This is a genomic window from Streptomyces sp. CC228A (genome assembly GCF_021390935.1).
Lineage (GTDB): Bacteria > Actinomycetota > Actinomycetes > Streptomycetales > Streptomycetaceae > Streptomyces.
This window is the reverse complement of sequence record NZ_JAJPUI010000016.1, coordinates 44,151-69,801: the sequence shown is the minus strand read 5'-3', so window position 1 is coordinate 69,801 and position 25,651 is coordinate 44,151. Positions and strand designations below refer to the sequence as shown.

Genomic DNA, 25,651 nt, shown 5'->3' with positions numbered 1-25,651 from the left:
TCCCGCACCAGGTGCCGCAGCACCGCGGCCGCCTCGTCCTTGCGGCCCGTGCGGTGCAGCGCGTCCGCGAAGAAGCCCAGGTGCAGGGGCAGGCGGATCAGCGTGCCCGAGGCGCGGAGCTCGCCGAGGGCCGTCCGCAGCAGGCCGATCCCGGCGTCCTGCGCGCCGCCGTGCACGGCCGCCCAGCCCGCGCACACCGTCAGCATGGACCTCCAGTAGCGCAGCCCGTACCGGTCCGCGACCTCGCGGCCGCTCTCCCCGGAGCGGTGCGCCCCGGCGACATCGCCCTCAAGACCGGCCAGCACGGCGTCCACGTACAGCGCGAACGCCCGGTCCCCGGGCCGGCTGTCGTGCCGGGTCAGGGCCAGCAGCTCGGCGCGGCGTGCCGCCGCCGCGTCCCGGTCGCCCAGCAGCCAGTGCGTGAACGCGTCGTACGAACGGCACGAGATCCGCGGGTCGTGCTGGAAGTACCGCGCCGCCCGCCGGGCGCCCTCCTGCCCCAGGGCGTCGGCCCTCGCCACCGCGTCCTCCAGCTCGGCCAGCGCCTCCGCCAGCTCACCCCGCACGTGCAGCACGATGCCCCGCCCGTACCGCGCGCCCAGGTACGCCACCGGGTCCTGCGGCCGGCCCGGCATCCCGCGCAGCCGGTCGCTGAACCCGAGCGCGCCCTCGTACCGGCCCGTCACCAGGTGCGCGGTGCACAGCGACCACAGCACCGTCGGCTGGTCGGCCGCGCCCGTCACCGCGTTGAGCGCCCGGCTGCGGGTGAACGCCGCCTCCGCGTCGGCGTCGCCGTACCCCCGCGTCGTCGCCAGCATCTGGCCGAGCTGGATCTGCAACTGCTGCTCCTGGAGCGGCGCCGACGCGTCGTCCGGGGGCAGCAGCCGCACGAGGTCGACGGCGCGGCGCAGCCACACCTCCGCCTGCTCGTACGCGAGCCGCAGCTCCGCCTCCTCCGCCGCCCGGCACAGGGCCGGCAGCACCTGCGCGGGCGGCAGGACCCGCGAGCCCTCCCAGGAGTGGTGGGCGAGCTGCTCGACACTGTCGCGGGGGCCCCCGGCCGCGGCGGCCAGGGCCTCCGCCACGCGCGCGTGCAGCCGGGCCCGCCGCTCCCGGCCGAGCTCGCCGTACAGTGTCTCCCGCACCAGGGCGTGGGTGAAGTGCAGCACGCCCGGGTTGGCCGGGTCCTCGCACAGCAGCTGGGCGCGGACGGCGGGTTCGAGGGGCTCGCCGCCGGCCGCCTCCCGCTGCCCGTCGCGGCGGGCGACGTCCGCCAGCAGGCGCAGGTCGATCTCGGAGCCGATCACCGCGCACAGCCGCAGCAGGTCCCTGGTGCGGTCGGGCAGCGCGGCGAACCGCTGGGTGAGCACCTCCCGCACCCCGGAGGGGACGCGGGTGAGCATCAGCCGGGCCGCACGCGGGTCGTGCAGCCGCGTCGCGTCCCCGAGGAGGGACATCAGCTGGTGCACGAAGTACGGGTTGCCCTTGCTGCGTGCGTGCAGCCGCCGCACGGTGTCGCGGGAGACGCCCGGCCCGGAGGCGGCCGACACGAGGACGGCGACGGCCTCCTCGGGCAGGCCGACCAGCCTGACCGTCTCGGTGCGGGGGCTCCACAGCGTCTCCCCGAGCGCGCCGTCGAGCTCGGGGTCGCTCTCGATCTCCCAGGTGCGCGCCGTGATGACGATGCCCAGGTGGCGGCCGTTGAGGCGGCTGGTCAGCAGGCGCAGCAGCTGGAGCGACGGGGCGTCGGCCCAGTGCAGGTCCTCCAGCATGAGCAGCAGCGGCGCGTCGTCCGCGAGGGAGAGGAGCGTCTCGCACACGGCGTCGTAGGTGCGGAAGCGGTCCGGTGCGGCACCGGCGGCGCGGTCGCGGCGCGGGGCGTCCTCGGCGGGCGGGCCGTCGAAGAGCGGGGCGAGGAGGTCGCCGAAGCGGTCCGCGACGGCACGGAAGGCTTCGGGCCGCGAGGTGGCGAGCTGCCGCAGCACCTGCGTCCACAGCCAGTACGGCGGTGCTCCCCGGCCGGGGAAGCAGTAGCCCCACACGGCTTCCGTGCGGTCGCTGCGCAGACGCTGCGCGACCTCGCTCAGGAGCCGCGACTTGCCGATGCCGGGCTCGCCCAGCACGGCCGCGAGCCGCCCCTTGCCGGCCAGCACGTCGGCCACCAGGATCCGCAGCGCGGCCAGTTCGTGCTTCCGCCCGGCGAAGGGGCGCCGCTCGCTCGGCTCCGGCAGCGGGTCGTGGGCGGCGGGCGGCCGGGGCCCGCCCGCGTCGGGCCGCGCGCGCGGGACACCCGGCGGCGGCCCGGCGGACGCCGGCGCACCGGGCGGGGCGGGCGGCAGGCCCGGATCGCGGGGGAGTGGCGCTGCGGGCACCGGACCGTCCACGTCGTACGGGCTGTGGACGTCGTATGGGCCGTCCGCGTCGTACGGCGCGGTCCCGCCGTACGGGCCGGGGAGGAGTGCCCGGCGGGCCCTCCGTAGGCTGCGGGGCCGTCGTAGGAGGCGGGCGGAGCGGGCGCGGCCGGAGAGGCCGGTACGGTCGGCGGCTCGTACGGGGCGGCGTACGGGGCGGTCCCGTCGTACGGACCGGGCGAGGCGGCCGCCGCCGGGCGGGACGGGGCCGCGGGCGCGGGCGCCGCGTCGTACGGGGCGGGCGGCGCGGACGGCGGGTCGTACGGTGCCGCGGGCGGGGCGTGCCCGCCCTGCGGGTCCGCCGGCGCTTTTGGCCCCGGCGCCCCGTAGGGCGCCGGCGCGGCGGGCGCGCCGCCCGGGTGCGGCGGCGCCTCCGCGGGCTGCGGCGGTCCGGCGGCGTGCGGTGCCCGCGTGGAGCGGGCGGCCGGGACGGCCGCCGCCCGGTCGACCGGGGCGCTGGGGAGGTCCTGGCGGAGGATCGCGGTGTGCAGGGACTGCAGCTCCTGCCCGGCGTCGACGCCCAGTTCGCGGGCGAGCCAGTCGCGGGTCCTCGCGTACACGGCGAGGGCGTCCGCCTGCCGGCCGAGCCGGTACTGCGCCGTCATCACCTGGCCCGCGAGCCGTTCGCGCCCCGGGTGGGCGCGCGACTCGGCGTCCAGCTCGGCCACCGCCTCCAGGTCTCCCAGCAGAAGCGACGCCTCGGCCCATGTCTCGACGGCCGACAGCCGTACCCGCGCCAGCCGTTGACCCTCCTCGGCGAGCGCCGGGTAGTCCGCCAGCTCCTCGTACGGCGTGCCGCGCCACAGCTCCAGGGCGCCGCCCAGCCGCCGCCTGGCCTCCGCGTGGCGGCGCTCCTGGTGCAGCCGGCGGCCCTCGGCCGCGGCGTCCTCGAAGCGGCAGGTGTCCACCTGCTCCCGGCGCAGGTCCAGGACGTACCCCGCCGACACGCGGCGCACGAGCCGGCTCCGGGAGGCCGACGGCGCGGTCGGCGCCAGCGAGCGCCGCAGGTGCGAGATGTAGCTGTGCAGGGAGGCCGGGGCCCGGTCCGGGAGCCGGCCGCACCACAGCTCCTCCAGCAACTGCTGCACGGGCACGACGTGTCCGAGCCGCATCACGAGGAGCGCGAGCAGCGCACGGCGGCGCGGCGGACCGAGGGCGATCTCGCGGCCGTCGCACTCCGCCGCCATCTGCCCGAGCAGCCGCACCCGGAGCCCGCCCGGCCGGGCGCCGGGGATTTCCGCTCCCCCCGCCGCATTTCCTGCGGGAGCGCCCGCGCCACCACCGGGAACTGACATGACTTTCCGCTTTCCTTGTCGGTCCCCCGTCCGGCGGACTGATCATGGCACAAGCGCCAAGCAGGGGCCAAGCGGACATCAAGGATCCGTCAAGGACGGCGTCAAGGATGGCGAAATGCCTTTCCCGGCGCGGTCGAGAATCCGGCAAGCCCCCCGTGCCACGTTGGTCCGGTACGCGGAGCAATACGGCCCGCGAGGAACGGAGGAGACGTGACGACTCGGAAAGCGGCCACCGGAACACGGACGGACGCGGTGCGGCAGGCACCCCCGCCCCACGGCGGGCCCGCGGCGCAGGCGGCACCGGTGCGGGTCGCCGTCCACGCCGCCGACCCCCTCACCCACGCGGGAGTGGCCGGCTACGTGGAGGGCGACCCGCGGCTGCTCCTCGTCGACCGCACCGAGCAGGCCGACGCCACGGTCCTCGCCGCCGACACCGTGGGCGGCGAGACCCTCGGCGCCCTGCACCGGCTCGCCGCCACCCGGACCACGGGCCCCTTCCTGGTCATCGCCGGTACGCGCTGGACGGCCGACATCGCCCTGGCCGCAGAGTGCGGGGTCCGCGCGGTGCTGTGGCGGCGCGACACGACGCCCGACACCTTCACCCGCGCCCTCCTCGACCTCAGCGAAGGCCGCGGGTGCCTGCCGCCCGACCTGCAGGGGCGGCTGCTCGACCAGATCGAGCGGACCTACCGCGACGTGCTGATCCCGCAGGGCCTGGCGCACACCCGCCGGCTGACCGTACGCGAGGCGGACATTCTCCGGCTCATCTCGGAGGGCTGCGATCTCGCCGAAATCGCGGAGAAGTTGGCTTATTCAGAGCGAACCGTGAAGAACATTCTGTACCGCGTGATGGGTCGCCTGGAGTTGCGCAATCGTGCGCACGCCGTTTCGTACGCCATTCGCTCCGGACTCATTTGAGCCCGCCTCATTCGAGGCGCGGGGGGACGTACGGGCAGAGGCGGGGAGAAGAACGGGCACACCTGCCCGGATCAGTGGCGGCGGGCCGGGGCCGCTCGCCACGCTGGTCGGCAACCCCCCAACCGTCCACGGAGAAGGAACTTCCCAATCGTGATGTCAAGCGGCCAGCGTGACGGGGGGTGAAGCATGGAACTGCTCTCCGTCACGGATCATTGCCCAAAGGACGTTGAGGCGTCGGCGCGCGAGAGCCAGCAGGGCCTGCTTGTGGCCCTTGCCCTCGCTCCGCTTTCGGTCGTAGAACGCCTTCGACACAGGGCAGCACTGAAGGCTCACCATGGCCGACAGGTACATGGTTCTCAGCAGACCGCGGTGGTAGCGCCGAGGGCGGCGCAGGTTGCCGCTGACGCGGCCCGAGTCACGGGGCCTGGGAGCCAGGCCAGCGAAGCCGGCCAGGCGGTCGGCGCTGCCGAAGGCGTCCATGTCGCCGCCTGTGGCGGCAAGGAACTCGGCGCCGAGCTTGGGCCCCATGCCGGGCAGGCTGCGGATCACTTCGGCGTGCGGATGCTCGCGAAACTTGGCCTCGATCAGGGCGTCGAGCTCGGCGATCTCCTCATCGAGGGCCATCACCCCCTTCGCGAGGCGGACCACCATGGTGGCGGCCAGCTTCTCTCCGGGCAGCGCGGTCTGCTGGGCCTGGGCGGCCTCCACGGCCGTCTTCGCCAGTGCGGAGGCACCGCGGACCTTGCGGTTCTTCAGCCACGTCTCGATCCGGCTAGTGCCCGCCCGACGGATCGCAGCCGGGGTCTGGTAGCCGGTCAGCAGCATCACCGGTCCCCGGTTCGTCAGCTCAAGGGATCGCTCCAACGCGGGGAAGATCTCCAGCAGTTGAGCACGGAGCCGGTTGATCTGCCGGGTGCGGTCGAAGACCGCGTCCAGACGGCGGTTGGTCAGGGTTCGCAGGTCGACGGCGATCTCGTCGCCCGGCCGCAGCAGGCCCAGATCGCGGCGGACGCGGGCCTGGTCGGCGATGACGAAGGCGTCCTTCGCGTCGGTCTTTCCCTCGCCGCCTTTGTAGGTGGCCGAGGCCCGGTGGACCGCCAGGCCGGTGAGGTAGGCGACCGGCTGGCCGTGGCTGACCAGCAGCCCGATCAGCAGCGCGGCACCGCCGTGGTTGAGGTCCACAGCCCACAGCGCGTCGGCGGATATCTCCAGGACATCGCTGATCAGGGCGAGCAGTTCACTCTCGTCGTTCGCGACCCGGCGGGACAGCAGACGCCTGCCGTCCGTATTGATCACCACGCAGTGGTGATGCGTCTTGCCGATGTCCACTCCGGCCCAGATCTCGGGCACGTTCCCCTCCGCCAGCTCGTCGTTCATCGATCCCGCAGACGACCTCGCCGACGTTGTCCTACGCAGCGATCGGAGTCGCATCTCCCAATTGGCGGTCGAGTCGTCGCGGGGCTCCGGGCGGCCAAGTTCCTTGAGCCATCCCTACGGCGCCCCGATGACAGCCATACCCAGAGCCCCCGGGCCCTCCGATCTTACGAATGACCAGAGCAACCACCCTTGAAAGGTAGGACCGCCATGACCGTCCCGGCCCCGGCAGGAAGCGAGGAGTGGGTACGCCGCGTCCTCACCGCGCACTGGGGCGACCGGTGGGGCGCCCGCACCCTGAGCCCGCTGACCGTCGGCGGCGCCGCGCCGCTGACCCACACGGCGGGACTCTGGGCCGTCACGGACCCCCGCCGCCCGAGCCGCGGCGCCGGCGCCCCCGGCCACGTCCTCAAGGTGCAGCTCAACCCCGAAGCCGTACGGGACGAGCGCTTCCCCCGGCTCAAGGACCGCGTCACCGCCCACTGCCGCGACCGGGGCGTCCCCGCGCTCCCCGCCGTACCGGCCGCCGACGGCAGCCCCGCCGTCCGGTGCGGCGGCCTCGTGTGCGAACTGGTGCCCCGCAGCGCCGGAACCGCCCTGAGGCCCGGCACGGCGACACCGGAGCAGGCCGCCGCGATCGTGGAGACCGGGCTCGACCTGCGGCAGGCACTGGACGCCCTGCCGCAGGACCTCGCCGGCGAGCTGGCCGCGGTCCACCTGCCGCCCCTCGTGGACGAGGAGCACTGGCCCACCGCGCTCGACGACGCCGTGCGAAGGCTCCTCCCCGAGGCAGAGCGCGGCACGGACCACTGGCACCGGGCCGCCGCACGGACCCTGCGCGCGGTGCGGGACTCCGCACCGCTGCTCCCGCGGAACACGGACAGCGGCGCCCCCGCCCGCCGGGCCGTCGTCCACGGCGACCTGCACCTCCACCACTTCCTGCTCGCCCCGCACGGCCCCGCCCGCGTCCTCGCCGTCCTCGACTTCGACAACCTGCACACCGGCGACCGGCTGCTCGACCTGGCGTGGCTCGCCGACACCGCCGTCCACGCCTGCGGCCCCGGCACCGAAGCGGCCCGCCTCGCCCTCGACGGGTTCGTGTCCGCCGGGCGGCGGCGGGGGCTGCTGCGCCCCGGCGACACCGAACGCCTGATGCCGCTGCTCATGGCGCACTCGCTGCCGGTCCTCGCCGACATCGCCAAGGACATCCTCGACCGCCGCATCCTCGCACCGCAGTGGCTCGGCTACTTCGACCTCCTCTCACCGGCCCGCCGCCTCGCCGTCCACCGCATGCTCACGGACCGGCCCGCGCGCACCGCCGCCCACTGACCGCGCACCGGACGCCACCACCGGCCTTCCGCCCCTCCCACCGCCCACGCCCGCCGGCGCGCACCATCCCCCCCGCCCCACCCATCCACCCACCCACGCCCGCAAGGAGCGCCCCATGACCACGCACCAGCACGCCGCCACGGCCCCGCGATCCCCCTGGCCGTCCGACCTGTCCGCCTTCTGCTTCGAGGTGCCGCACTCCGCCGAGGCCCTGCTCTTCGAGTCCGGCAAGGGCGTCCGCCTCACCGACGCCACGGGCCGCAGCTACCTCGACGCCCTGTCCGGAGTGTTCGTCACCTGCTTCGGCTACGACTGCGAACCCATCGTCCAGGCCGTCACCGACCAGCTGCGCACCCTGCCCTTCAACCCGCCCCTGCACGGCACCAACCGGGCCGCCCTCGACCTCGCCCGCGCCCTCGTCGACCTGGCACCGCCCGGCATCACCGCGGCCAAGCTCGTCAACGGAGGCTCCGAGAGCATCGAGGCCGCCGTGCGCCTGGCCCGCCTCCACCACCGCGCCCACGGCAACCCCGGCAAGGTGAAGATCCTCAGTTACTACCACGGCTACCACGGCGCCACCTTCGGCTCCCTGTCCCTCACCGGACGGCCCGACGTCACCCGCTTCGGGCCCGGGCTGCCCGGCGTCGTGCACGTCTGGCCGCCGGACTGCCTGGAGGCCTTCTGGGACGTGCCGGCCGAGCAGTCGGGCGCCCTCGCCGCCGCCATGATCGAGCGGACCATCGAAGCGGAGGGCCCCGACTCCGTCGCCGCCCTCGTCATGGAACCCGTCATCCACCTGCGCGGCATGGCCATCCCCTCCGCCGACTACCTCGCCCGGGTACGGGAGGTCTGCGACCGGCACGGCGTCCTGCTGGTCTTCGACGAGATCGTCACCGGCTTCGGCCGCACCGGCCGGCCCTTCGCCGCGCAGACCTTCGGCGTGACCCCGGACATCCTGTGCGTCGGCAAGGGCGTCTCCGGCGGCTATGCCCCGCTGGCCGCCGTCCTGATGGCCGAGCACGTCGCCGCCGTACTCGGCGAGCCGGGCGGCCCGGTGTCGTTCGCGCCGTCCCACACGTACGCCGCGAACCCGCTGGCGTCCGCCGCCGGGCTCGCCGCCGTCACCCTGTTCCGCGAGGGCGGGTTCCCCGACCGGATCCGCGCGCTCGCCGCGTACACCGAACCCCGCCTGCGCGACACCGTCGGAGCACGCGGCACGCTGCGCGCCGTCGGGCTCCTGTACGGGGTGAAGCTGTCCGGCGGCGGCGAGCGCGTCGGGGAGCGGGTCGCGTCCGCCTGCCTGCGGCGCGGCCTCATCATCCGGGGCCAGGACGACTGGGTGGTCCTCGCGCCCGCGTTCGTCACGACGACCGCCGAGGCCGACGAGATCGTCCAGGTGCTCGGCGAAGCCCTCGACGAGGTCTGCGGGGCCGACCGGTGAACGCCCTGCTCGACCGCTTCGCCGGGCCCGCCCGCGAGGCGCTGCCCCGGCTGACCCCCGCCGAGCGGGCCGTCGTCCACCGCGAACTCGCCGAGCTGGAGCACGGCGGCCACGGCGAGGGCCCCCTCCCCGACGCTCTGCGCAAGCTCGCCGCCCAGGTCCCGGAGCGGCTCTACACCGACAGCGCCGACGTCCTGCTGCGCATGCACGAGATCGCCGGCTCGGGGAACCTCCAGAGCAACCTGTCGTCGCTTCCCCTCGTGCGGGCCTGCTTCGCCCTCGGCCTCGCCGAAGACGACGGCCGGGGAGGACCGGCCGACCTGATCGTGGGACGCGGCCACATCGCCCCCGCCTTCTACGCCGAGCACTACGTCCGCGGCACATGGCCGTTCACGCCGCTGGCCACGCTCCACCAGGGCGGCCTCACCGGAGTCGTCCACCGCGACCTCGGCTTCCGCAACACCATGCGCTACAGCCTCGGCGTCGGCGTCGCCCAGGCCGTCAGCCTGGCGTGGGAGCTGACCCGGCGCGGCGAGGACCGCAAGGTCGTGTGCCTCGCCGGGGACGGCGAACTCCACGAGGGCGCCGCCTTCGAGGCGCTGCGCTTCGCCCACGACGCCGGGCTCACCAACCTGGTCCTCGTCGTCGACGCCAACGCCAAGGGCATCGAGCCGCTGGCCAAACCCGTCAACACCGGCTACCTGGCCGCCTACCTGGGCCGCCTCGTCGAGGCCGACGGCCGCGACCCCTGGGCCGTCGAGGCGGCCCTCGGGGCGCTGCTGGCGGTGCCCGGCCCCGGCGTCCTGGTGTGCAGGACCCGCAAGGGCGACCACAGCTTCAAGCCGGCCCCGGTCCCCGGCGCGGCCCCCGCCCCGGCACGGGCCTCCTTCGCCTCCGCCACCGGGCGGATGCTCGCGGCGCACCGGCAGCGCACCGGACGCGAACCGGCCGTCTTCACCGCCGACATGGCAGCCCGGTTCGGACTGCGCGGCCACGTGCCGTACACCAACACCGGACTCGCCGAGACCCTCACCGTCGGCATGACCCTCTCGCTCCCCGACGACACCCTCAAGGTCGTCGCCACCGACGCCATGTACTACATGGACTCCCTCAGCATGCTCACCGAAGCGACCACCGGGGTACGGAACCTGCTCGTCCTCGCGGGCCGCAGCTGGGGCGCCTGGGGCGGCGCGCACAACGCCGCGAACCTGCTGGGCCTGCTGCTCCACACCCGCGTGTACGAGCCGGTCACCGAAGCGGAGTTCGCCGCCTGCCTGGACCGCCTCGCCCGGGACCCCGCCACCACCCACGCCGTCAGCATGGTCGACGCGGCGTTCGACCCGCCGCCCGCCGACTGCGCCGACGACATCGACGGGGGCGTGTGGCTCACCCCGCCGGGCGACGCGCCACCGGCCGCGGCCGTCGTCACCTTCGGCTACGCGAGCGTGCTCACGGCCGAGGCCAACCGCGACCTCGGCCTGCCGCACCTGCACTGCGCGGCGCTCACCCCCGAACTGGACCCCTCCGTGCTGGCCGTGCTGTCCGGCTGCCGGCGGATCCTGAGCGTCGAGTACAACGGCGCCGACGGCGGCTTCGGCGAGCGGCTGCGCGCCCGGCACCTGCTGCCCGTCGAGGTGCACGCGGTGCGCCGCGACATCGACAACCGCGTGCACGCCCGCCAACTGCCGCTGCACGGCATGAGCGTGCCCATGCTGCGGGAGCGGCTCGCCGGGCTGCCGGAGGGCAGGGAGGCCGGGCATGCGCCTGCACACGCATGACTACCGCGCGCCGGACACCGACGGCATCGTCGACGGCGCGGTCCTGATGCACCGCGAGATGGCGGACCTGCTGACCCGTCGGACCTCCGCCGCCCTCCACGACCTGACCACCGGCCCCGGCAGCGTCGCCCGCGCGGGCGCCGGCGACGTCGTGTACGCGGGCTCCGGGCCGTACGCCTTCCTCTACCACCACTGGCGGGAGCGGCACGGCGGCGACTACCGGATCGTCCGCGAGGTGCACACCGCCCTGTGGTCCGGCTACTGGGCCCAGGAGGAGCTGTGCGCGCCCCTCGTCCGGCCCGGCGACCTCGCCCTGTTCCCCACCGCCTGCACGCGCCGGCTGTTCCTCCGCAACTTCCGCTCCGTCACCGAGGCGGGCTCCGCCGTCGCCTACCCCATGCTGGACCGCCTGCCGCGCCGCCCGCCCCGGCCCGTACCGGCGCCCGGGCGGCACCTGCGGATCGGCTACCTCGGGGCGCTGTCCCTGGCGAAGAACGTCGACCAGGTCCTGTCGGTGTTCGCCCGATGCCACCGGGAGACGGGCGGACGCGTCAGCCTCCTCTGCGCGGGCAAGCCCAACGACCCGCGCTGGGAACCGGACGCCGTGCGCGCCGCGCTGCGCGCCGGAGGCGACCCGGCCGCCGCCGACGCCGTACGCCTGGAGGGCATCTGGCCGCAGCAGCGCCTCGCCGCGTTCTTCGACGCGATCGACGTGCTGCTCTTCCCGAGCACCGCGTCCCGGGAGACCCTCGGCCGCGTCGTCCTGGAGGCCCTGGCCCACGGCGTACCGGTCCTCGCCGCCGGCGTCGGACCGGCGGTGGAGCTGCTGCCCGCCCGCAACCTCGTCCCCACGGCCCTCGACACCGGCGGCGCCTTCGACATGAGCCGCGTGGGACCGCTCGGCCGCGTCGACGAGGACGCCCTCACCGAGAAGCTCCTCACCCGGGACTTCGCGCCCGCCTCGCTGCGCTCCGAGGCGCCCTACACCGACGAGGCGTTCCTGAGCGCCCTCCGCGGCGACCCCCCGGGCGCGGCGCCCGACCACGACCGCACCCTCCCCGACGCCGTCCGCGTCGCCCCGCGCACCGCGCCCGGAACCGGCGAGGACCCGGCGGCGGCCGCCACCCGCCTGTTCCTCGACTTCTTCCAGCGCCGCGACCGGGCCGTCCACGCGGCGCTCGACGCGCACGCCGCCCGCACCGGGCACGACGACCCGGCCCTGCGGCGCATCGTGGACGCCCCCGCGCGCAACCTCGCGGACTACCGGGCCTTCCCCGGCTCCTGGACGCACTCGTCCTGCCCCCGCTGCCCTACACCCTCGCGCCCGCACCCGCCGGCGCGCGCACCACCACAGGAGGCACCGCATGACCCGGACGCACACCACCGGCCTGCCCCGGCCGGCCGAACCCGCCGACGACCTCACCGGGCGCGTGGTGCTCGTCATCGGCGGCGGCCGGGGCATCGGCGCAGCCGTCGTGGAGGGATTCGCCCGGCGCGGCGCCCACGTCGTCGCCGCCGACACCGACCGGCTGCCCTCGGCATACAACCACTACCGCTCCACCGCGACCACCGGCTTCGCCGAGGCCCGCGCACTCGCCGGCACCCTCGGCGGCAAGGGCCTCTCCGTCACCGCCGCCCGCGCCGACGCCACCGACGAGGACGACGTCCGCGCCCTCTACCGGGGCATCGCCGACGGGCACGGCCGCCTCGACACGGTCGTCAACGCCTTCGGGGTGACCCACGTCAGCCCCGTGGAGCGCATGGAGCTGGCCGAGTTCCGCCAGGTCGTCTCCGGCAACCTCGACGGCGTGTTCCTGTCCTCCCGCGAGGCGCTGCCGCTGCTGCGCGCCTCCGGCGGCGGGTCCATCGTCAACTTCTCGTCCGTCTCGGGGCGCACCGGCTTCGCCAAGGTCGCGCACTACTGCGCCGCGAAGTTCGGCGTCGTCGGCTTCACCGCCGCCCTCGCCCAGGAGGTCGCCAAGGAGAACATCCGCGTCAACGCCGTCTGCCCGGGCATCGTGCGGTCCAACATGTGGCGCTACCTGCTGGCGGAGTTCACCCGCCCCGGCGAGTCCGAGGACGCCTGCTGGGAGCGCATGCGGACGATGATCCCGCAGCGGGAGTTCCAGACCCCCGAGGACATCGCCGGCCTCGTGCTGTACTTGGCGTCGGCGCCCCGCGTCACCGGCCAGGCCGTCAGCGTCGACGGCGGGATGACGGCGCCGTGACGCGCACCGGAACCGCCGCGGGGCGCGCGGCGGGCGGCGCGGCGGCCCGCACCCTCGCCTTCGACGACCCGGCGTGGCGGTTCGAGGACCCGGTACCGCGCCCGTACGGCGCACCGCCGAACTGGCCGTCCGCGCGGCCCGCGGCGCCGACCTCTTCTCGATGCCCGGGGCCTACGAGGCGGGCGGCGTGCCACTGCTGAGCCGCACCGTCACCGGCGACCACACCGCGTGGACCCGGATCACCGTCGACGGACACGCCTTCGGCGACGCGGGCGGCATCGCGGTGCACGGCGCGGACGGCTGGTTCAAGGCGTGCGTGGAGCGCACCCGCGCCGGCGGCTGGGCCGTGGTCACCGTCGTCTCGCGACCCGTGTCGGACGAGGCCCTCGGCCCCGCGCTGTCCGGGCCGCGCGCCGACCTGCTCGTCACCCGGGAGGCCGCGCGCCACGCCGTGTTCTGCCGGGAGCGCCCCGACGAGGACTGGCGGTTCGTCCGCACCTTCACCGGCGTGGCCGCGGACGGCGAACAGGACCTACGCCTCGGGCTGTTCGCCCAGGCGCCCTTCTCCGACGCCTGCACGGCGGCGTTCACGGCACCGCAGTACGTGCCGTCCGCGCTGCCAGACCGGCGGTGAGCGCCCCGCGCGCCCGCCGCGACGGCACCCACCGGGCCACCGTCGCGGCCGGCCTGGCGCTGTCCGTGCTGCTCGGCGCCGTCACCGCCGCGCTGGGCGCCGCGCTCCCGCTGCTGCGCGCCGCGTACGGGACGCAGACCGGCGCCGCGGACGCCGGCGGCACGGAGGTCGTCGTCGCCTACAACGCCGGAGCGCTCGCCGCGCTCCTCGGCTCGGGCCTGCTGGAACGGCGGCTCGGCGGGCGCCCGGCGGTGGCGTGGCTGCTCGCGGCCTTCTCCACCGGGTGCGCCGGCATGGCCGCCGCCCCCGCCTGGTGGGTCCTCACGGTGTGCGCGCTGGTCGCGGGCGCGGGCTTCGGCGGCCTGATCCTGCACGCCAACACGTACTTCGGCCGCTCCGGCGGACCCCGGAGCGTACGGCTGCTCAACGGCCTGCACGCCGCGTTCGGCGCCGGCGCCGTGGCGGGCCCGCTGGTCGTCGGCGAGACCGGCGCCGTACGGGAACTGCTGTGGGCGGCCGCCGCCCTGTCCCTGTGCTGCCACCGCTTCCGGGAGGCGGCGGGCGAGCCCCCGCCGACGCCCGTCCCCGCAGGGCCGCCGGCCGCTCCCGCGGCGCCCGGTCCCGCGCCGCCCGGAGCCCCGCCCGCCCCGGGCACGCCCCGCGCAGCCGCCCCGCCCGGGGCCCCACCAGGCCGGGGCGGCCCCCGGGGCCTGCACCGCCGTCCGGGCGGGCACCCTCCGCGCCCGCGCGGGCGTGGGCGCGGACCGGTCCACTGGCGGCCTGCGCCCTCGTCGCGTTCCTGTACGCCGGCGTCGAGGCCGGAACCGGCGCACTGGAGGCCACGCACCTGACCGCGGTCGGGTACGCGCCCGAGGACGCCGCCCGGCTGGCCGCGCTGTTCTGGGGCGGCCTCACCGCGGGCCGGCTGCTGCTGCCCGCGCTGGCCGGGCGGGTCGGCGGCGCGACGCTGGTCCTGGCGGCGCTGCTCGCGGGCGCCGCCGCACTGGCCGCCGCCACGTCCGGGACGTACGCCCCGGCCGCTTACGGACTGGCCGGGGTGTGCCTGGCAGGGGCGTTCCCCACGCTCCTCGCCTGGGCCGTCACGGTCCTGCCGGACACCGCCCGGCGGATCAGCGGGGCGCTGCTGACCGCGAACCTCGCCGGCAGCGCCGCCCTGCCCTACGCACTGGCCCTGCTGACCGGCCCCGCACCGCCCGCCGCCGTCCCGCTCGCCCTCGCCGGCCTGGCCCTGGCGTCCGCCGCCGCCCTCGCGGCGGCCGTGCGCGCGACCGGCCCGGCACCCGGGACCCACCCCCGCCCCTCCCCGGCACACACCGACGAGATGGAGCACTCCGCATGACCTCGCCACAGCCCGTCACCGACCTGATGTGGGCGCACTGGAAGACCAAGACCATGCTCAGCGCCGTCGAACTGGGCGTGTTCACCGCCCTCGCCAAGGAGCCGCTCGCCGCGGCGGAGCTCCGCGCCCGCGTCGGCCTGCACCCCGGGCCCGCCGCCGACTTCCTCGACGCCCTCGTCGCCCTCGGCCTGCTGTCCCGCAGCGGCGGCGTGTACGCCAACTCCCCGGAGGCCCAGGAGTACCTGGACGCCGGCAAGCCCGCCACCTACCTCGGCGACAGCTTCCTCACCCAGTGCGCCGGCCTCGCCGACGACCTCGTGGCCGTCCTCCGCACCGGCGAGGCGGCCCGGGCCGCCCGCGACGGGCGCGACTTCTACGCCGGGACGTACGCCACCGAGGACTCCGTACGCGCCTTCCAGCGCGACATGACGGCGCTCAGCATCGGATCGGCCCGGGCCGTCGCCGAGAAGTTCCCCTGGGACCGCTACCGCACCCTCGTCGACGTGGGCTGCGCCGAGGGCGCCCTGCCCGCCTGGCTGCTGCGCCGCCACCCCCACCTGACCGCCGTCGGCTTCGACCTGCCGCCCGCACGGGCCGGCTTCGAGGCGTACACCGCACGCGTCGGCGTGGCCGACCGCGTCGAGTTCTGGGCCGGCGACTTCTTCCGCGACCCGCTGCCCTGGGGCGATGTGATCGTGCTCGGCCACGTGCTGCACAACTGGGGCGAGGAAGAGAAGCTCCAGCTGCTGGAGAAGGCGTACGCGGCGCTCCCGCCCGGCGGCGCCGTCCTCGTGTACGAGACGCTCATCGACGACGAGCGCCGCAGCAACGCCGTCGGACTGATCCTCAGCCTGATCATGCACGCCGAGGTCCCGGGCGGCTTCGACTACACCGGCGCCCAGTGCCGGGAGTGGATGCGCCGCACCGGCTTTCGCGACACGTACGTCGAGCACCTGGACGGGCCCGAGTCGATGGTGGTCGGCTTCAAGTGAGCACCACCAGCGACCTGCTGATGTTCTGGAACCTGTACGAAGCAGGCATCGAGCGGCTCGACGGCCGCGACGAGCGGTGGCGCGCCCAGTGCGCGCTGGTCGCCGCCCACCGGCCCAGGGTCCTGATGACGACCGAGGGCTGGGGCTGGCACCTCGACGACCGCGCCTTCTTCGAGGACGCGAAGGCCGCCTTCGGCATGGAGGGCGAGCTGTTCACCGCGAAGACCGGCTGCCACCAGGCCGTGTTCTGGCAGCCCGACATCGAGCACCTCGGCACGGAGCGGCAGCCGCACGAACTGGCCCACTGGCACGGCCACGGCCTGGTCACGCTGCGGCTCCCGGGCCGGAGCACGCCGCTGCGGTTCCTCATCGCCCATCTGGACCCCTTCAGCCCGACCGGGCGGCGCGTCGAGTCCGACCACCTGCGCCGGTACGCGGACCCCTCGCTGCCGCCGCTCGTCTTGGCGATGGACGCGAACTGCGTGCCGCCCGGCGACCCGGAACCGGACTGGAGCCGCACCCCCCGGCACCGGCGGGACGACCACCTGCTCGACGCGGAGGGGCGTGCCGACCGGATGCCGCTGCGGCGGCTGCTCGGCGACGACCCGGACGACCCGCTGCTCGTGGACGCGGGCGCCCGGTGCGGGGACCGTTCGCCGACGTTCGGCGGGCTGCTGCCGCCGGGCGACGCGGAGCGCCGTATCGACCTGTTCCTGCTCTCCCCGTCCCTGGCCGGCGACCTCGCGGAGTACCGGACCCTCGACCCCCGGCCCGCCCCGCCCGGCACCCGCCCCACCGCTCCGGGCGGCCTGCCCGCCGCCCCCGGCGGCCGCCCTGTGCCGCCCGGCGACGGGCCCGTCGCCTCCGACCACCGCCCCGTCACCATCCGGCTCCGCCGCCGGTGACCCGAAGGACCAGCAGCCCGAAAGGCAGACCACAGGACGTGAGCGACCTCGACACCGTCAAACGGCGGCTGAGCAGCGGCGAGCCGTACTCCGCGACCGACCCCGCACTGGCCCCCCACCGCGCCCGCTGCATGGAACTCCTGGACAAGTTCAACAGCACGGCGCTGGGCGACTTCAAGGCCCGCGAGGTGATCCTCGGCGACCTCCTCGCCCGCGTGGGGCCGGGCGGCTGGGTCATGCCCCGCTTCCTCTGCGAGTTCGGCTTCTTCATCGAGCTCGGCGCCGGAACCAAAATCAACTTCGACGCGGTGCTGCTGGACTGCGCGCCCATCGTCCTCGGCGCCGACGTCCTCCTCGGGCCGCGCTGCCAGCTGTTCACGGCCAACCACCCGCACGACCCGCAGCTGCGCCGCGCCATGTGGGAGAGCGCACGGCCGATCACCCTGCACGACCGGGTGTGGCTCGGTGGGGGAGTGACCGTCCTGCCGGGCGTGACCATCGGCGCCGACACGGTCGTGGGCGCCGGCAGCGTCGTCACGAGGAGCCTCCCCGCGGGCGTGCTCGCGGTCGGCAACCCGGCGCGGATCGTCCGGGAGCTGACGTGACCGCCGGTGCGGCGGCCCCGCTGCCGGCCGGGCACCACCGGGCCGTCGTCTTCGACCTCGACGGCACCCTGGTGGACTCCGTGCGCCCCGACTTCCTCGCCTGCACCGCCCTGTTCGAGGAGCACGGCGCCCGGCTGCCGCACGACGTGTGGGCGCGCGAGGTCTGCGGCCGCCCCGAAGGCTACGCGCGGCTGTTCGCCCTGCTCCGCGAGACCGCTCCGGCACCCGGCGGCAGCGACGGGCAGCTCCGGCGCCGCCTCTGCGACCACTGGGCCACCTACATGACGCCCGCCCACATCCGCCTCCTGCCCGGTCTGCCGGACACCCTGGAGCGGGCACGGGACGCCGGGCTGCGCCTGGCCGTGGCGTCCTCGTCCGACGGCGCCTGGGTCCGCCGCTGGCTGCGCCACTTCGCCCTGGACCACTTCTTCGACGCGGTGGTCACCGGGGACGACGTGACCCGCCGCAAACCGGCGCCCGAGCCGTACCTGCGGGCCGCGGCGGCGCTGGGCTGCGCGCCGTCCCGCTGCGTGGCCGTGGAGGACTCGCTGACCGGCGTCGCCGCCGCCCGGGCCGCCGGGACGACGGTCGTGGCGGTACCGACACCCCTGACCAGGGGGCTCGACTACGGCGCCGCCGACCGGGTACTCCCCGACCTGGTGGGCGCCGACTTCACCGCACTGCCGGGCACCGGCCCGGCCACGGCCCCGGGCGCGGGTACGGCCACCGGCACGGACACGGGCGCGCGCGGGAAGGAGCGGGAGCCATGGCCGACCTGACCCGGCACGGCGCGGCCGGCGGGCGCGCCGAGTGGTGGCGCGACGCGGTCGTCTACCAGATCTACCCCCGCAGCTTCGCCGACGGGAACGGCGACGGCACCGGCGACCTCGCCGGCATACGCCGCCGCCTCGACCACCTGACCGCCCTCGGCGTCGACGCGCTGTGGTGCACGCCGTGGTACCCGTCCCCCATGGCCGACGGCGGCTACGACGTGGCGGACCACCGGGGCGTCGACCCGCTGTTCGGGACCCTCCCGGAGGCCGAGGAGCTGATCGGGCTGGCCCTGCGGCGCGGCCTGCGCACCATCGTCGACGTCGTGCCCAACCACGTGTCGCGTGCCCACCCGTGGTTCCGCGCGGCGCTCGCCGCCCCGCCCGGCAGCCCCGAGCGCGCCCTGTTCCACTTCCGGCCCGGGCGCGGACCGGACGGCGGCCTGCCGCCCAACGACTGGCGCTCCGAGTTCGGCGGCCCCGCCTGGACCCGCGTCACCGGCCCCGACGGGTCGCCTGACGAGTGGTACCTGCACCTGTTCGCGCCCGAGCAGCCCGACCTCAACTGGGCCGACCCCCGCGTACGGGCCGAGTACGAGGCGGTGCTGCGCTTCTGGTTCGACCGGGGAGTCGCGGGCGTACGGATCGACTCCGCGACACTCCTCACCAAGGACCCCGCGCTGCCCGACCTCGGGCCCGGCGACGGCCCCGCACCCCACCCGTACGCCGACCGCGACGACCTGCACGACATCTACCGCTCGTGGCGGCGCATCGCCGACTCCTACCCCGGCCGGCGCGTCCTCGTCGGGGAGATGTGGCTGCCCGACGCCGCCCGCCTGGCCCGCTACCTGCGACCCGACGAACTGCACACCGCGTTCACCTTCGACTTCCTGCAGAGCCCCTGGGACGCGGACCGGCTACGGGCCTGCGTCGACGCGACCCTCGCGAGCCACGGGGCGGTCGGCGCGCCCGCGACATGGGTGCTGTGCAACCACGACGTGACCCGCACCGTCACCCGCTACGGCCGTGCGGACACCTCCTTCGACTTCACGGCCGACGGCCGCGGCAGGCCCTCCGACCTCGCGCTCGGCACCCGGCGGGCCCGCGCCGCCTGCCTGCTCACCCTCGCCCTGCCCGGCTCCGTGTACCTGTACCAGGGCGAGGAGCTCGGCCTGCCCGAGGTGGAGGACCTGCCCCCCGACCGGCTGCGGGACCCGATGCGCATCCGCTCGGGCGGCGCCCACGCCGGCCGCGACGGCTGCCGCGTGCCTCTGCCCTGGTCCGGGACGGCCCCGCCGTTCGGCTTCGGCCCGCCCGGCGGCTCCGGCGCCGAGCCGTGGCTGCCGCAGCCGCCCGCATGGGCGTCCCTCACCGCGGAGGCGCAGGACGGCAGCCCCGACTCGATGCTCACCCTCTACCGCACGGCCATCCGCCTGCGGCGCGCGGCACTCGACGCGGCCCCGCGGGAACCCGGCGGAGACCCCGGCTTCCACTGGCTGCCCGCCCCCGACGGGGTGCTGGCCTTCCGCTGGGCCGACGGCCTGGTGTGCGCCGTGAACCTGTCGCCGCGCCCGGTACCGCTGCCCGCCGCGCACACGCTCCTGCTGGCCAGCGGCCCGGTGCCCGGCGGGCGGCTGCCGCCCGACACCGCCGCCTGGCTGCGCCCGCACCGCCCGGCTGGGCCGGCCGGCTGAGGCGAAGGCCCCGGCCCGCGGGCCGGCTCCACCCGCTGCCCGGCTGGGCCGGTCGGCTGACGCGAGGGCCCGGTCCGCGGGTCGGCTTCACCCGCTGCCCGGGTACGGGCCGACCGCGGCAGCGGCCAGGCCCGCGGCGGCGGCCCGACCCGCAGGGAGCCCGCGCGCCCCGCCCGGCCCCGGCGCATCCGCGGGCGGGGCGGACGGGGGCACGCCGCGCCCCGTGTCAGCGCGCCTCCCCGCCGTGACGGGACGGGGAGGGGCCGCGCGGAGCCGGTACGGCGTCCACCGCGGGCGCGGCCAGCCCGTACTGGGCCGCCTGCGCGGTGAACATGCCCCGGTACAGGCCGCCGCGGGCCATCAGCTCCTCGTGGGTGCCCGCCTCGACGACGCGCCCCCGGTCCAGGACGTAGATCTGGTCGGCCTTCATGGTCGCCGCCAGCCGGTGCGTGACGAGCACCACCGCGTGCCCCTCCTCGGCCAGCGACCACAGCCCCTCGAAGGCGGCGATCTCCGCGTGCGGGTCGAGAGCCGAGGTCGGCTCGTCGACCAGCAGGAACGGCGCCCGCCGGTACCGGGTCCTTGCGGTACCCAGCTTCTGCCACTGCCCGCCCGAAAGCTGCACCCCGCGCTCGTAGCCCTTGAAGACGATCGAGTCCCAGCCGTGCGGCAGCCCCTCCACCAGGTCGAGCACGTCGGCCTCTCCGGCCGCCTCGCGCACGCCCTCCATGTCCCGCGGGCGGTCGCCGGCTCCGATGGCCACGTTCGCCGCCGCGGTCATCTCCCAGCGGGGGAAGTCCTGCGCCAGCAAGCCCACCGAGGCGAACACCTGCGCCCGGTCCGCCTCGCGGAGCTCGACCCGCTCACCCGCGCCGCCCTCCCACCACACGGTGCCTTCCGTCGGCAGCAGCAGCCCGGCCAGCACCTTCGTCAGCGTGGTCTTGCCCGAACCGTTCGCACCGACCAGAGCCGTCACCTTCCCGCGCGGGATCCGTACGCTCACCCCCTCCAGGCTGGGGGACCCGGCGCCCGGGTAGGTGAACGACACCTCCTGCGCCCGCACTTCCCGCACCGGCGCGGGCAGCGCCGCCCCGGTCCGCGGGATGGCGTTCTCCCCGGCGATCCGGATGGCGTCCTCGGTGTCCGTGAGGAACAGCAGTTCCTCGTAGAGGCGGTTGACCTGCTGCACCAGCGAGGTGAGCCGCGCGGTCGACGTGCGGATGGCGATCACCGCGGTGCCTCCGACGGCCAGCGGCAGACCACCGCTCGCCAGCAGCCACCACAGCGCCCCGTAGCAGGCCAGCGATGCCAGCCCGGCGAAGCCGCCCGCGACCAGGTCCGTGGCGGCCTGCGCGCGGGCCAGCCGCCGCTGCTCCGCCTCCGTCTGCCGGGACATCTCCTCGTAGCCGGACAGCAGCCTGCTGCCGGCGGCGTGCACGCGGATCTCCCCGGCGGCGTGCGGGCGGGTCAGGTACGCCAGGAGCGAGGCGATCGCCCGTCGGTGGTCCACCCAGTGCAGGCGCGAGAGGTACTCGCGGCGCGCCGAGCGGACCGCCCCCCACCCCTTGGGCAGGGCGATGGCCAGCAGCATCGGCAGCAGCACCCAGTGCAGCGAGGCCAGCACGACGGCGGCCGCCGCCATGCCGATCACCACGTTCCCCACACCCACCGACAGCCGCAGCATGCTGCGGGCCGAGTCGGTGCCGAACCTTCCCGCCTCCAGCACCCGCTGGACCTCGGGCCGCTCGGTGGCCGCCACCTCGACATGGGTGACGGCCGTGTAGTACCGCGCGGACACCGCCCGCTCCACCTGCGGCTCCAGCCGGCCCGACATGGCCGTCGACCACGCCGACAGGAGCGCCGCGGCCACCGCCGCGGCGCCGAGCACCACCAGCGACGGCACCGCCTCGCGCAGCTTCTCCGCGGTCGGGCCGTCGGCGAAGAGCCGCGTGAGGACGCTGTTCACCGCCACCAGCCCCCACCCGGCCGTCACGCCCTGCCCGAGCTGCGCGGCCACGACGCCCGCCAGCGCCCGCCGGTCCGTCCGCCAGCCCGTGCGCAGCACCATGCCCACCATGCGCGGCAGCGCCGCGGCCATGTGCCCGAAACCCAAGCGGGTCAGCGGCCCCTCGTGGCGTACGAAGGACTGGTCATAGCGCAACCGCCCTCCGTACAGTTCCCGCTCGGCGTCCGAGACGCCCTCCGCGCTCCCGCTCCCCTGCGCGTCCTTGCTCGGCTCACTGCCTGGTCCGGCTGCTGTCAACGTGCCCCCTCCAAGAGCGCCACCCGGTGTCGCGGTGTCCAACGACACCGCGCGGACTTCGAACACACGTCTTTCGGACGAGCCCTCCACCCCGCGGTTCAGCGGCCCGGTGAACGTGCCCGCTGCACCGACCCGTACCGCCCAAGGGGCCGACGGCACCGCGGACCTGGCCGAAACGCCGCTGCTCGTGGCGTGTGCTGCCCGTGTGGCGCGCGGGTGGCCTGGGACGGGGACAGGCCGGTGCGCCCCAGGCGCCCTGGGCTTCCACGGGCCCCGCGCCGCCGGGCACACGGGGCGGCAGCGGGCGGGCCGAGGCCCGCCGACGGCGGCCCGGAAGCGGCCCGCCGTCGGCGGGAGGCAGCACCACCCGGACCCGTCAGCCCGCCCTGGCCCGTCAGCCGCTGCCCTGACCGCCGGCGCTCCCGCTCCGGCCCGCCTCGCGGCCGCCGCCGCACGGCCGCCCCACCGGCACCGCGCAGCACGCGCGGCGCTGCGCGCGTCTCAGACGCGCCCGCCCCGGCCCTTCGACGGGACCGTGCCCGCAGGGGCCGCCGCGCGGCGGCCCCGCAACCCCAGGCGCCGCGCCACGCGGCCCGCCGCCCGGCGGGGGAGGGCGCGCAGCGGCACGGAGCCGCGCAACCGGTACGCGGAGTCCGGGATGCCCGCCGCCCGGTCCCGGAAGTGCGGGTACGCCTCGTACCGCAGGCCCCACCGGCGTACACGCGCAGGAGCGGCACCGGCCTGGAGGAACGCCACCACGTCCCGCAGCACGTCGGGTCTGCCCAGCGCCACACAGGTCAGCCGCAACCGCTCCGCCGTCTTCAGCCGCCGGGCGACACCCGGCGTCCAGTACGCGGCCATCAGCGGCGCCGCCAGCGCCATCTTGCGGCGCAGCACCTCCTCGGACTGGCGCAGCAGGACGGGGCCGAACTGCGGCAGCAGGGTGACGACGAACGGCCGCAGCATCAGCAGGTCCCGCTTCCTGCCCGGCGGCACGTGCCGGGCGATCAGCTCCATGAGGGCCCGCGCCGAGGCGAAGCGGGGCTCGTACCCGCCGCTCTTCGTCACGTGCTTGCCGTCCTCGCGCCCCACCAGGTAGTAGCAGTCGTAGTCCGCGACGACCGACACGCCGTCGGCCCGCAGGTACGCCTCCAGGGTGAACAGCGCGTCCTCACCTGTGCGGAGGGTCTCGTCGAACCGCATGCCGTGGCGCACGAGCAGTTCCCGCCGGAACAGCTTCTGCGCGCTGAGGGTGTACTTCACGCAGGACGTGAAGATGTCGGCGCGCTCGACGGTGGCGCCCCACATCGACGAGGCGGCGCGGCGGTTGACGCCGACGGTCCTGCCGAGCACCACGTCCGTCCGCGCCCGGTCCGCCATCGCGACCAGCCGTTCGAGGGCCTGTTCGCCGAGCCGGTCGTCCGCGTCGAGGAAGAAGACGTACCGGCCGCGGGCCAGCCGCAGCCCGGTGTTGCGCGGCCCGCCCGGAGCACCGGAGTTGCTCTGCCGGACGACCCGTACGGGCATGTCGGCGCGCGCGGCGAACTCCTCCAGGCACGCGCCCGTACCGTCCGTCGACCCGTCGTCGACGGCGATGACCTCCATGCGCTCGGGGCCGATGCTCTGCGCGGCGACCGACGCGAGGCAGGCCACCAGGTACGGCATGGCGTCGAAGGCCCCGATGACCACGCTGACGTCAGGGACGCCACCGGGCATCCGGGCGGCGGCGCCACCCGGCCGGCGTGCCTGCCGGGACCGTTCCGCGGGGAGGCCGCCCGGCCGGCGGGACGTCACGCCCCCCTCCCGGCGGGCAGCGCACGGCGGCGGCCTGCGGCGGCACTCCGCCCGCCGGTCAGGAGGGTCGGCGACGCACCGGCCGCTCGCTGCTCTACCATCGCGTCCTCCGCTCACCCGCCTGCCGGGGCCCACCGGGGCAGCAGGCTCCGTACCCCGTTATGTTTTCTGCGGCTCCGCAACGGGGCCGCTGGCCTCCGGGCCCGGCATGACTGTTGCCCCCTGTCGAAGGCATGACCTGGGGGGTGGTGTCACCGGGTCCGGGGGTGTTCGTCGGAGACGCTGATCAGAGGTCCGGCCACCGTCCGGTCCGGCGCAATGCCGGACAGTTCGCGGGCGGCAGGTCTGCATAACGTGGATGCGCGAGCACGACACCCGAGCCGAGGCCGGCACCGCCAACACCCCCTGGGAAGGGGCACGATGTTCGAGATCGAAGACGTGGGCGTGTTCCTGGGCCTGGACGTCGGCAAGAGTGCCCACCACGGTCATGGGCTCACCCCGGGCGGGAAGAAGGTCTTCGACAAACCGCTGCCCAACAGCGAGCCCAGGCTGCGGGCCGTCTTCGACAAGCTGCGCGACAAGTTCGGCACCGTCCTGGTGATCGTGGACCAGCCCGCCTCCATCGGCGCCCTGCCGCTGACCGTCGCCCGCGACGCCGGCTGCCAGGTCGCCTACCTGCCCGGACTCGCGATGCGCCGGATCGCCGACCTCTACCCGGGCGAGGCCAAGACCGACGCCAAAGACGCCGCCGTCATCGCGGACGCCGCACGGACTATGCCGCACACCCTGCGCTCGCTGGAACTGACCGACGAGATCACTGCCGAGCTCACCGTGCTCGTCGGCTTCGACCAGGACCTCGCCGCCGAGGCCACCCGCACCTCCAACCGGATACGCGGTCTGCTCACCCAGTTCCACCCCTCGCTGGAGCGCGTCCTGGGCCCGCGCCTGGACCACCAGGCCGTGACCTGGTTGCTGGAGCGCTACGGATCCCCGGCCGCCCTGCGCAAGGCAGGCCGCCGCAGACTCGTGGAGCTGATCCGCCCGAAGGCCCCGCGCATGGCCACCCGGCTGATCGACGACGTCTTCGACGCGCTCGACGAACAGACCGTCGTGGTCCCGGGCACCGGCACCCTCGACATCGTGATCCCCTCCCTGGCCGCCTCGCTCACCGCTGTTCACACCCAGCGCCGGGCGATGGAAGCCCAGATCAACGCTCTGCTGGAGGCTCACCCTCTTTCCCCGGTCCTGACGTCGATGCCCGGCGTCGGCGTCAGGACCGCCGCCGTCCTGCTGGTTACCGTCGGCGACGGCACCAGCTTCCCCACCGCAGCCCACCTCGCCTCCTACGCCGGCCTCGCACCCACCACGAAGCAGTCCGGGACCTCGATCCACGGCGAACACGCACCCCGAGGCGGAAACCGGCAGCTCAAACGGGCGATGTTCCTCTCGGCCTTCGCCTGCATGAACGCCGACCCGGCCTCCCGCACCTACTACGACAAGCAACGAGCCCGCGGCAAAACCCACACCCAGGCACTCCTCCGCCTCGCCCGCCAACGCATCAGCGTCCTGTTCGCCATGCTCCGCGACGGCACCTTCTACGAACCCCGGACACCGACGGACGTCGAACTCGCCGCATAGCTTCAGCAAGCCCGAACCACCCGAAACCCGACAGAGGTGCCTTGACGAAAGACATAGAGGCACCCCCCGTGGCGTGGGATGCGGGCCCCGGGGGCGTCAGCCGTACGCGGCGTGCCCTGTGCCGTCGCGGCCCCGACCCGGCCCTGACCGCGCCTCGGCCGCACCGCCTCGGGAGGGGCACCGACCGCGTTGCGGCGACGCTCCGCCGCTGCTGCGCGGCCT

At 75.6% G+C, this 25,651-nt stretch carries 19 protein-coding genes and 1 pseudogene; 15 read left to right on the top strand and 5 right to left on the bottom strand.

Annotated elements, in window-relative coordinates; translation table 11 throughout:
* Positions 1-2,162: AAA family ATPase (locus L6E17_RS29505; RefSeq protein WP_236243688.1), on the bottom strand; the 2,162-nt coding region annotated here is incomplete at its 3' end.
* A complete protein-coding gene (locus tag L6E17_RS29500) occupies positions 2,084-3,706 on the bottom strand; it encodes an AfsR/SARP family transcriptional regulator (RefSeq protein ID WP_236243687.1) in 1,623 nt (540 codons plus the stop codon). The genes L6E17_RS29505 and L6E17_RS29500, both read right to left, overlap by 79 nt.
* 210 nt (positions 3,707-3,916) lie before the next feature.
* Between L6E17_RS29500 and L6E17_RS31270 the strand changes: the two genes are divergently transcribed.
* Positions 3,917-4,624 (top strand): response regulator transcription factor, encoded by a 708-nt coding sequence (locus L6E17_RS31270; protein ID WP_236243686.1) that lies wholly within the window; start codon positions 3,917-3,919, stop codon positions 4,622-4,624.
* Positions 4,625-4,780: 156 nt separating this feature from the next.
* Here L6E17_RS31270 and L6E17_RS29490 read toward each other — a convergent pair whose 3' ends face one another.
* The gene (locus tag L6E17_RS29490; protein WP_236243685.1) at positions 4,781-6,001 is read right to left on the bottom strand and encodes an IS110 family transposase; all 1,221 of its coding nucleotides are present in this window, start codon (positions 5,999-6,001) and stop codon (positions 4,781-4,783) included.
* Positions 6,002-6,208: 207 nt separating this feature from the next.
* On the opposite strand from L6E17_RS29490, the gene L6E17_RS29485 reads away from it, so the two are divergent.
* From L6E17_RS29485 to L6E17_RS29425, 13 genes and pseudogenes are all read left to right on the top strand, one after another.
* Positions 6,209-7,327 carry a phosphotransferase gene (locus L6E17_RS29485; RefSeq protein WP_236243684.1) on the top strand — a complete coding sequence of 373 codons (1,119 nt, stop codon included), beginning with the start codon at positions 6,209-6,211 and terminating at the stop codon, positions 7,325-7,327.
* 115 nt (positions 7,328-7,442) lie between these two features.
* The gene (locus L6E17_RS29480; protein WP_236243683.1) at positions 7,443-8,768 is read left to right on the top strand and encodes an aspartate aminotransferase family protein; all 1,326 of its coding nucleotides are present in this window, start codon (positions 7,443-7,445) and stop codon (positions 8,766-8,768) included.
* Positions 8,765-10,546, top strand: coding sequence for a 1-deoxy-D-xylulose-5-phosphate synthase N-terminal domain-containing protein (locus tag L6E17_RS29475; RefSeq protein ID WP_236243682.1), 1,782 nt, complete (start codon positions 8,765-8,767; stop codon positions 10,544-10,546). Before L6E17_RS29480 ends, L6E17_RS29475 begins: the two co-directional genes overlap by 4 nt.
* Positions 10,527-11,312, top strand: a pseudogene (locus tag L6E17_RS31265) (glycosyltransferase); the annotation flags it as partial. The gene L6E17_RS29475 and the pseudogene L6E17_RS31265, both read left to right, overlap by 20 nt.
* Before the next feature lie 598 nt (positions 11,313-11,910).
* Entirely contained in the window at positions 11,911-12,774 is an 864-nt protein-coding gene (locus L6E17_RS29465; RefSeq protein ID WP_236243681.1) for an SDR family NAD(P)-dependent oxidoreductase, read from the top strand.
* Positions 12,775-12,847: 73 nt separating this feature from the next.
* Positions 12,848-13,408: a DUF1349 domain-containing protein gene (locus tag L6E17_RS29460; RefSeq protein WP_236243680.1), complete on the top strand. Its 561-nt coding sequence runs from the start codon at positions 12,848-12,850 to the stop codon at positions 13,406-13,408.
* Entirely contained in the window at positions 13,405-14,259 is an 855-nt protein-coding gene (locus L6E17_RS29455; protein WP_236243696.1) for a hypothetical protein, read from the top strand. The genes L6E17_RS29460 and L6E17_RS29455 overlap by 4 nt, the downstream gene beginning before the upstream one ends.
* A gap of 206 nt (positions 14,260-14,465) precedes the next feature.
* Complete coding sequence (locus L6E17_RS29450; RefSeq protein WP_236243679.1) at positions 14,466-14,768, top strand: hypothetical protein; 303 nt, start codon at positions 14,466-14,468, stop codon at positions 14,766-14,768.
* The gene (locus L6E17_RS29445) at positions 14,765-15,760 is read left to right on the top strand and encodes an acetylserotonin O-methyltransferase (protein ID WP_236243678.1); all 996 of its coding nucleotides are present in this window, start codon (positions 14,765-14,767) and stop codon (positions 15,758-15,760) included. The genes L6E17_RS29450 and L6E17_RS29445 overlap by 4 nt, the downstream gene beginning before the upstream one ends.
* Positions 15,757-16,665: an endonuclease/exonuclease/phosphatase family protein gene (locus L6E17_RS29440; RefSeq protein WP_236243677.1), complete on the top strand. Its 909-nt coding sequence runs from the start codon at positions 15,757-15,759 to the stop codon at positions 16,663-16,665. The genes L6E17_RS29445 and L6E17_RS29440 overlap by 4 nt, the downstream gene beginning before the upstream one ends.
* 38 nt (positions 16,666-16,703) lie before the next feature.
* A complete protein-coding gene (locus L6E17_RS29435; protein WP_236243676.1) occupies positions 16,704-17,270 on the top strand; it encodes a sugar O-acetyltransferase in 567 nt (188 codons plus the stop codon).
* On the top strand, positions 17,267-18,049 hold the full coding sequence (locus tag L6E17_RS29430; RefSeq protein ID WP_236243675.1) for an HAD family phosphatase: 783 nt from the start codon (positions 17,267-17,269) through the stop codon (positions 18,047-18,049). The genes L6E17_RS29435 and L6E17_RS29430 overlap by 4 nt, the downstream gene beginning before the upstream one ends.
* The gene (locus L6E17_RS29425; protein ID WP_236243674.1) at positions 18,037-19,734 is read left to right on the top strand and encodes a glycoside hydrolase family 13 protein; all 1,698 of its coding nucleotides are present in this window, start codon (positions 18,037-18,039) and stop codon (positions 19,732-19,734) included. Before L6E17_RS29430 ends, L6E17_RS29425 begins: the two co-directional genes overlap by 13 nt.
* Before the next feature lie 226 nt (positions 19,735-19,960).
* Here the strand turns inward: L6E17_RS29425 and L6E17_RS29420 are convergent, their stop codons facing one another.
* Positions 19,961-21,895, bottom strand: a complete 1,935-nt coding sequence (locus L6E17_RS29420) for an ATP-binding cassette domain-containing protein (RefSeq protein ID WP_374109184.1) — start codon at positions 21,893-21,895, stop codon at positions 19,961-19,963.
* A 603-nt stretch (positions 21,896-22,498) separates the two neighbouring features.
* Entirely contained in the window at positions 22,499-23,713 is a 1,215-nt protein-coding gene (locus L6E17_RS29415; protein ID WP_236243672.1) for a glycosyltransferase family A protein, read from the bottom strand.
* A gap of 498 nt (positions 23,714-24,211) precedes the next feature.
* On the opposite strand from L6E17_RS29415, the gene L6E17_RS29410 reads away from it, so the two are divergent.
* Positions 24,212-25,429: an IS110 family transposase gene (locus L6E17_RS29410; protein ID WP_236238829.1), complete on the top strand. Its 1,218-nt coding sequence runs from the start codon at positions 24,212-24,214 to the stop codon at positions 25,427-25,429.
* The last annotated feature ends 222 nt before the right edge of the window (positions 25,430-25,651 follow it).

What these genes read in the sequence shown, in the direction of transcription:
- L6E17_RS29490 (WP_236243685.1), bottom strand. Translation starts at nt 6,001, where the DNA reads ATGAACGACGAGCTGGCGGAGGGGAACGTGCCCGAGATCTGGGCCGGA.
- L6E17_RS29480 (WP_236243683.1), top strand. Translation starts at nt 7,443, where the DNA reads ATGACCACGCACCAGCACGCCGCCACGGCCCCGCGATCCCCCTGGCCG.
- L6E17_RS29425 (WP_236243674.1), top strand. Translation starts at nt 18,037, where the DNA reads ATGGCCGACCTGACCCGGCACGGCGCGGCCGGCGGGCGCGCCGAGTGG.
- L6E17_RS29465 (WP_236243681.1), top strand. Translation starts at nt 11,911, where the DNA reads ATGACCCGGACGCACACCACCGGCCTGCCCCGGCCGGCCGAACCCGCC.
- L6E17_RS29445 (WP_236243678.1), top strand. Translation starts at nt 14,765, where the DNA reads ATGACCTCGCCACAGCCCGTCACCGACCTGATGTGGGCGCACTGGAAG.
- L6E17_RS29500 (WP_236243687.1), bottom strand. Translation starts at nt 3,706, where the DNA reads ATGTCAGTTCCCGGTGGTGGCGCGGGCGCTCCCGCAGGAAATGCGGCG.
- L6E17_RS29485 (WP_236243684.1), top strand. Translation starts at nt 6,209, where the DNA reads ATGACCGTCCCGGCCCCGGCAGGAAGCGAGGAGTGGGTACGCCGCGTC.
- L6E17_RS29415 (WP_236243672.1), bottom strand. Translation starts at nt 23,713, where the DNA reads ATGCCCGGTGGCGTCCCTGACGTCAGCGTGGTCATCGGGGCCTTCGAC.
- L6E17_RS29410 (WP_236238829.1), top strand. Translation starts at nt 24,212, where the DNA reads ATGTTCGAGATCGAAGACGTGGGCGTGTTCCTGGGCCTGGACGTCGGC.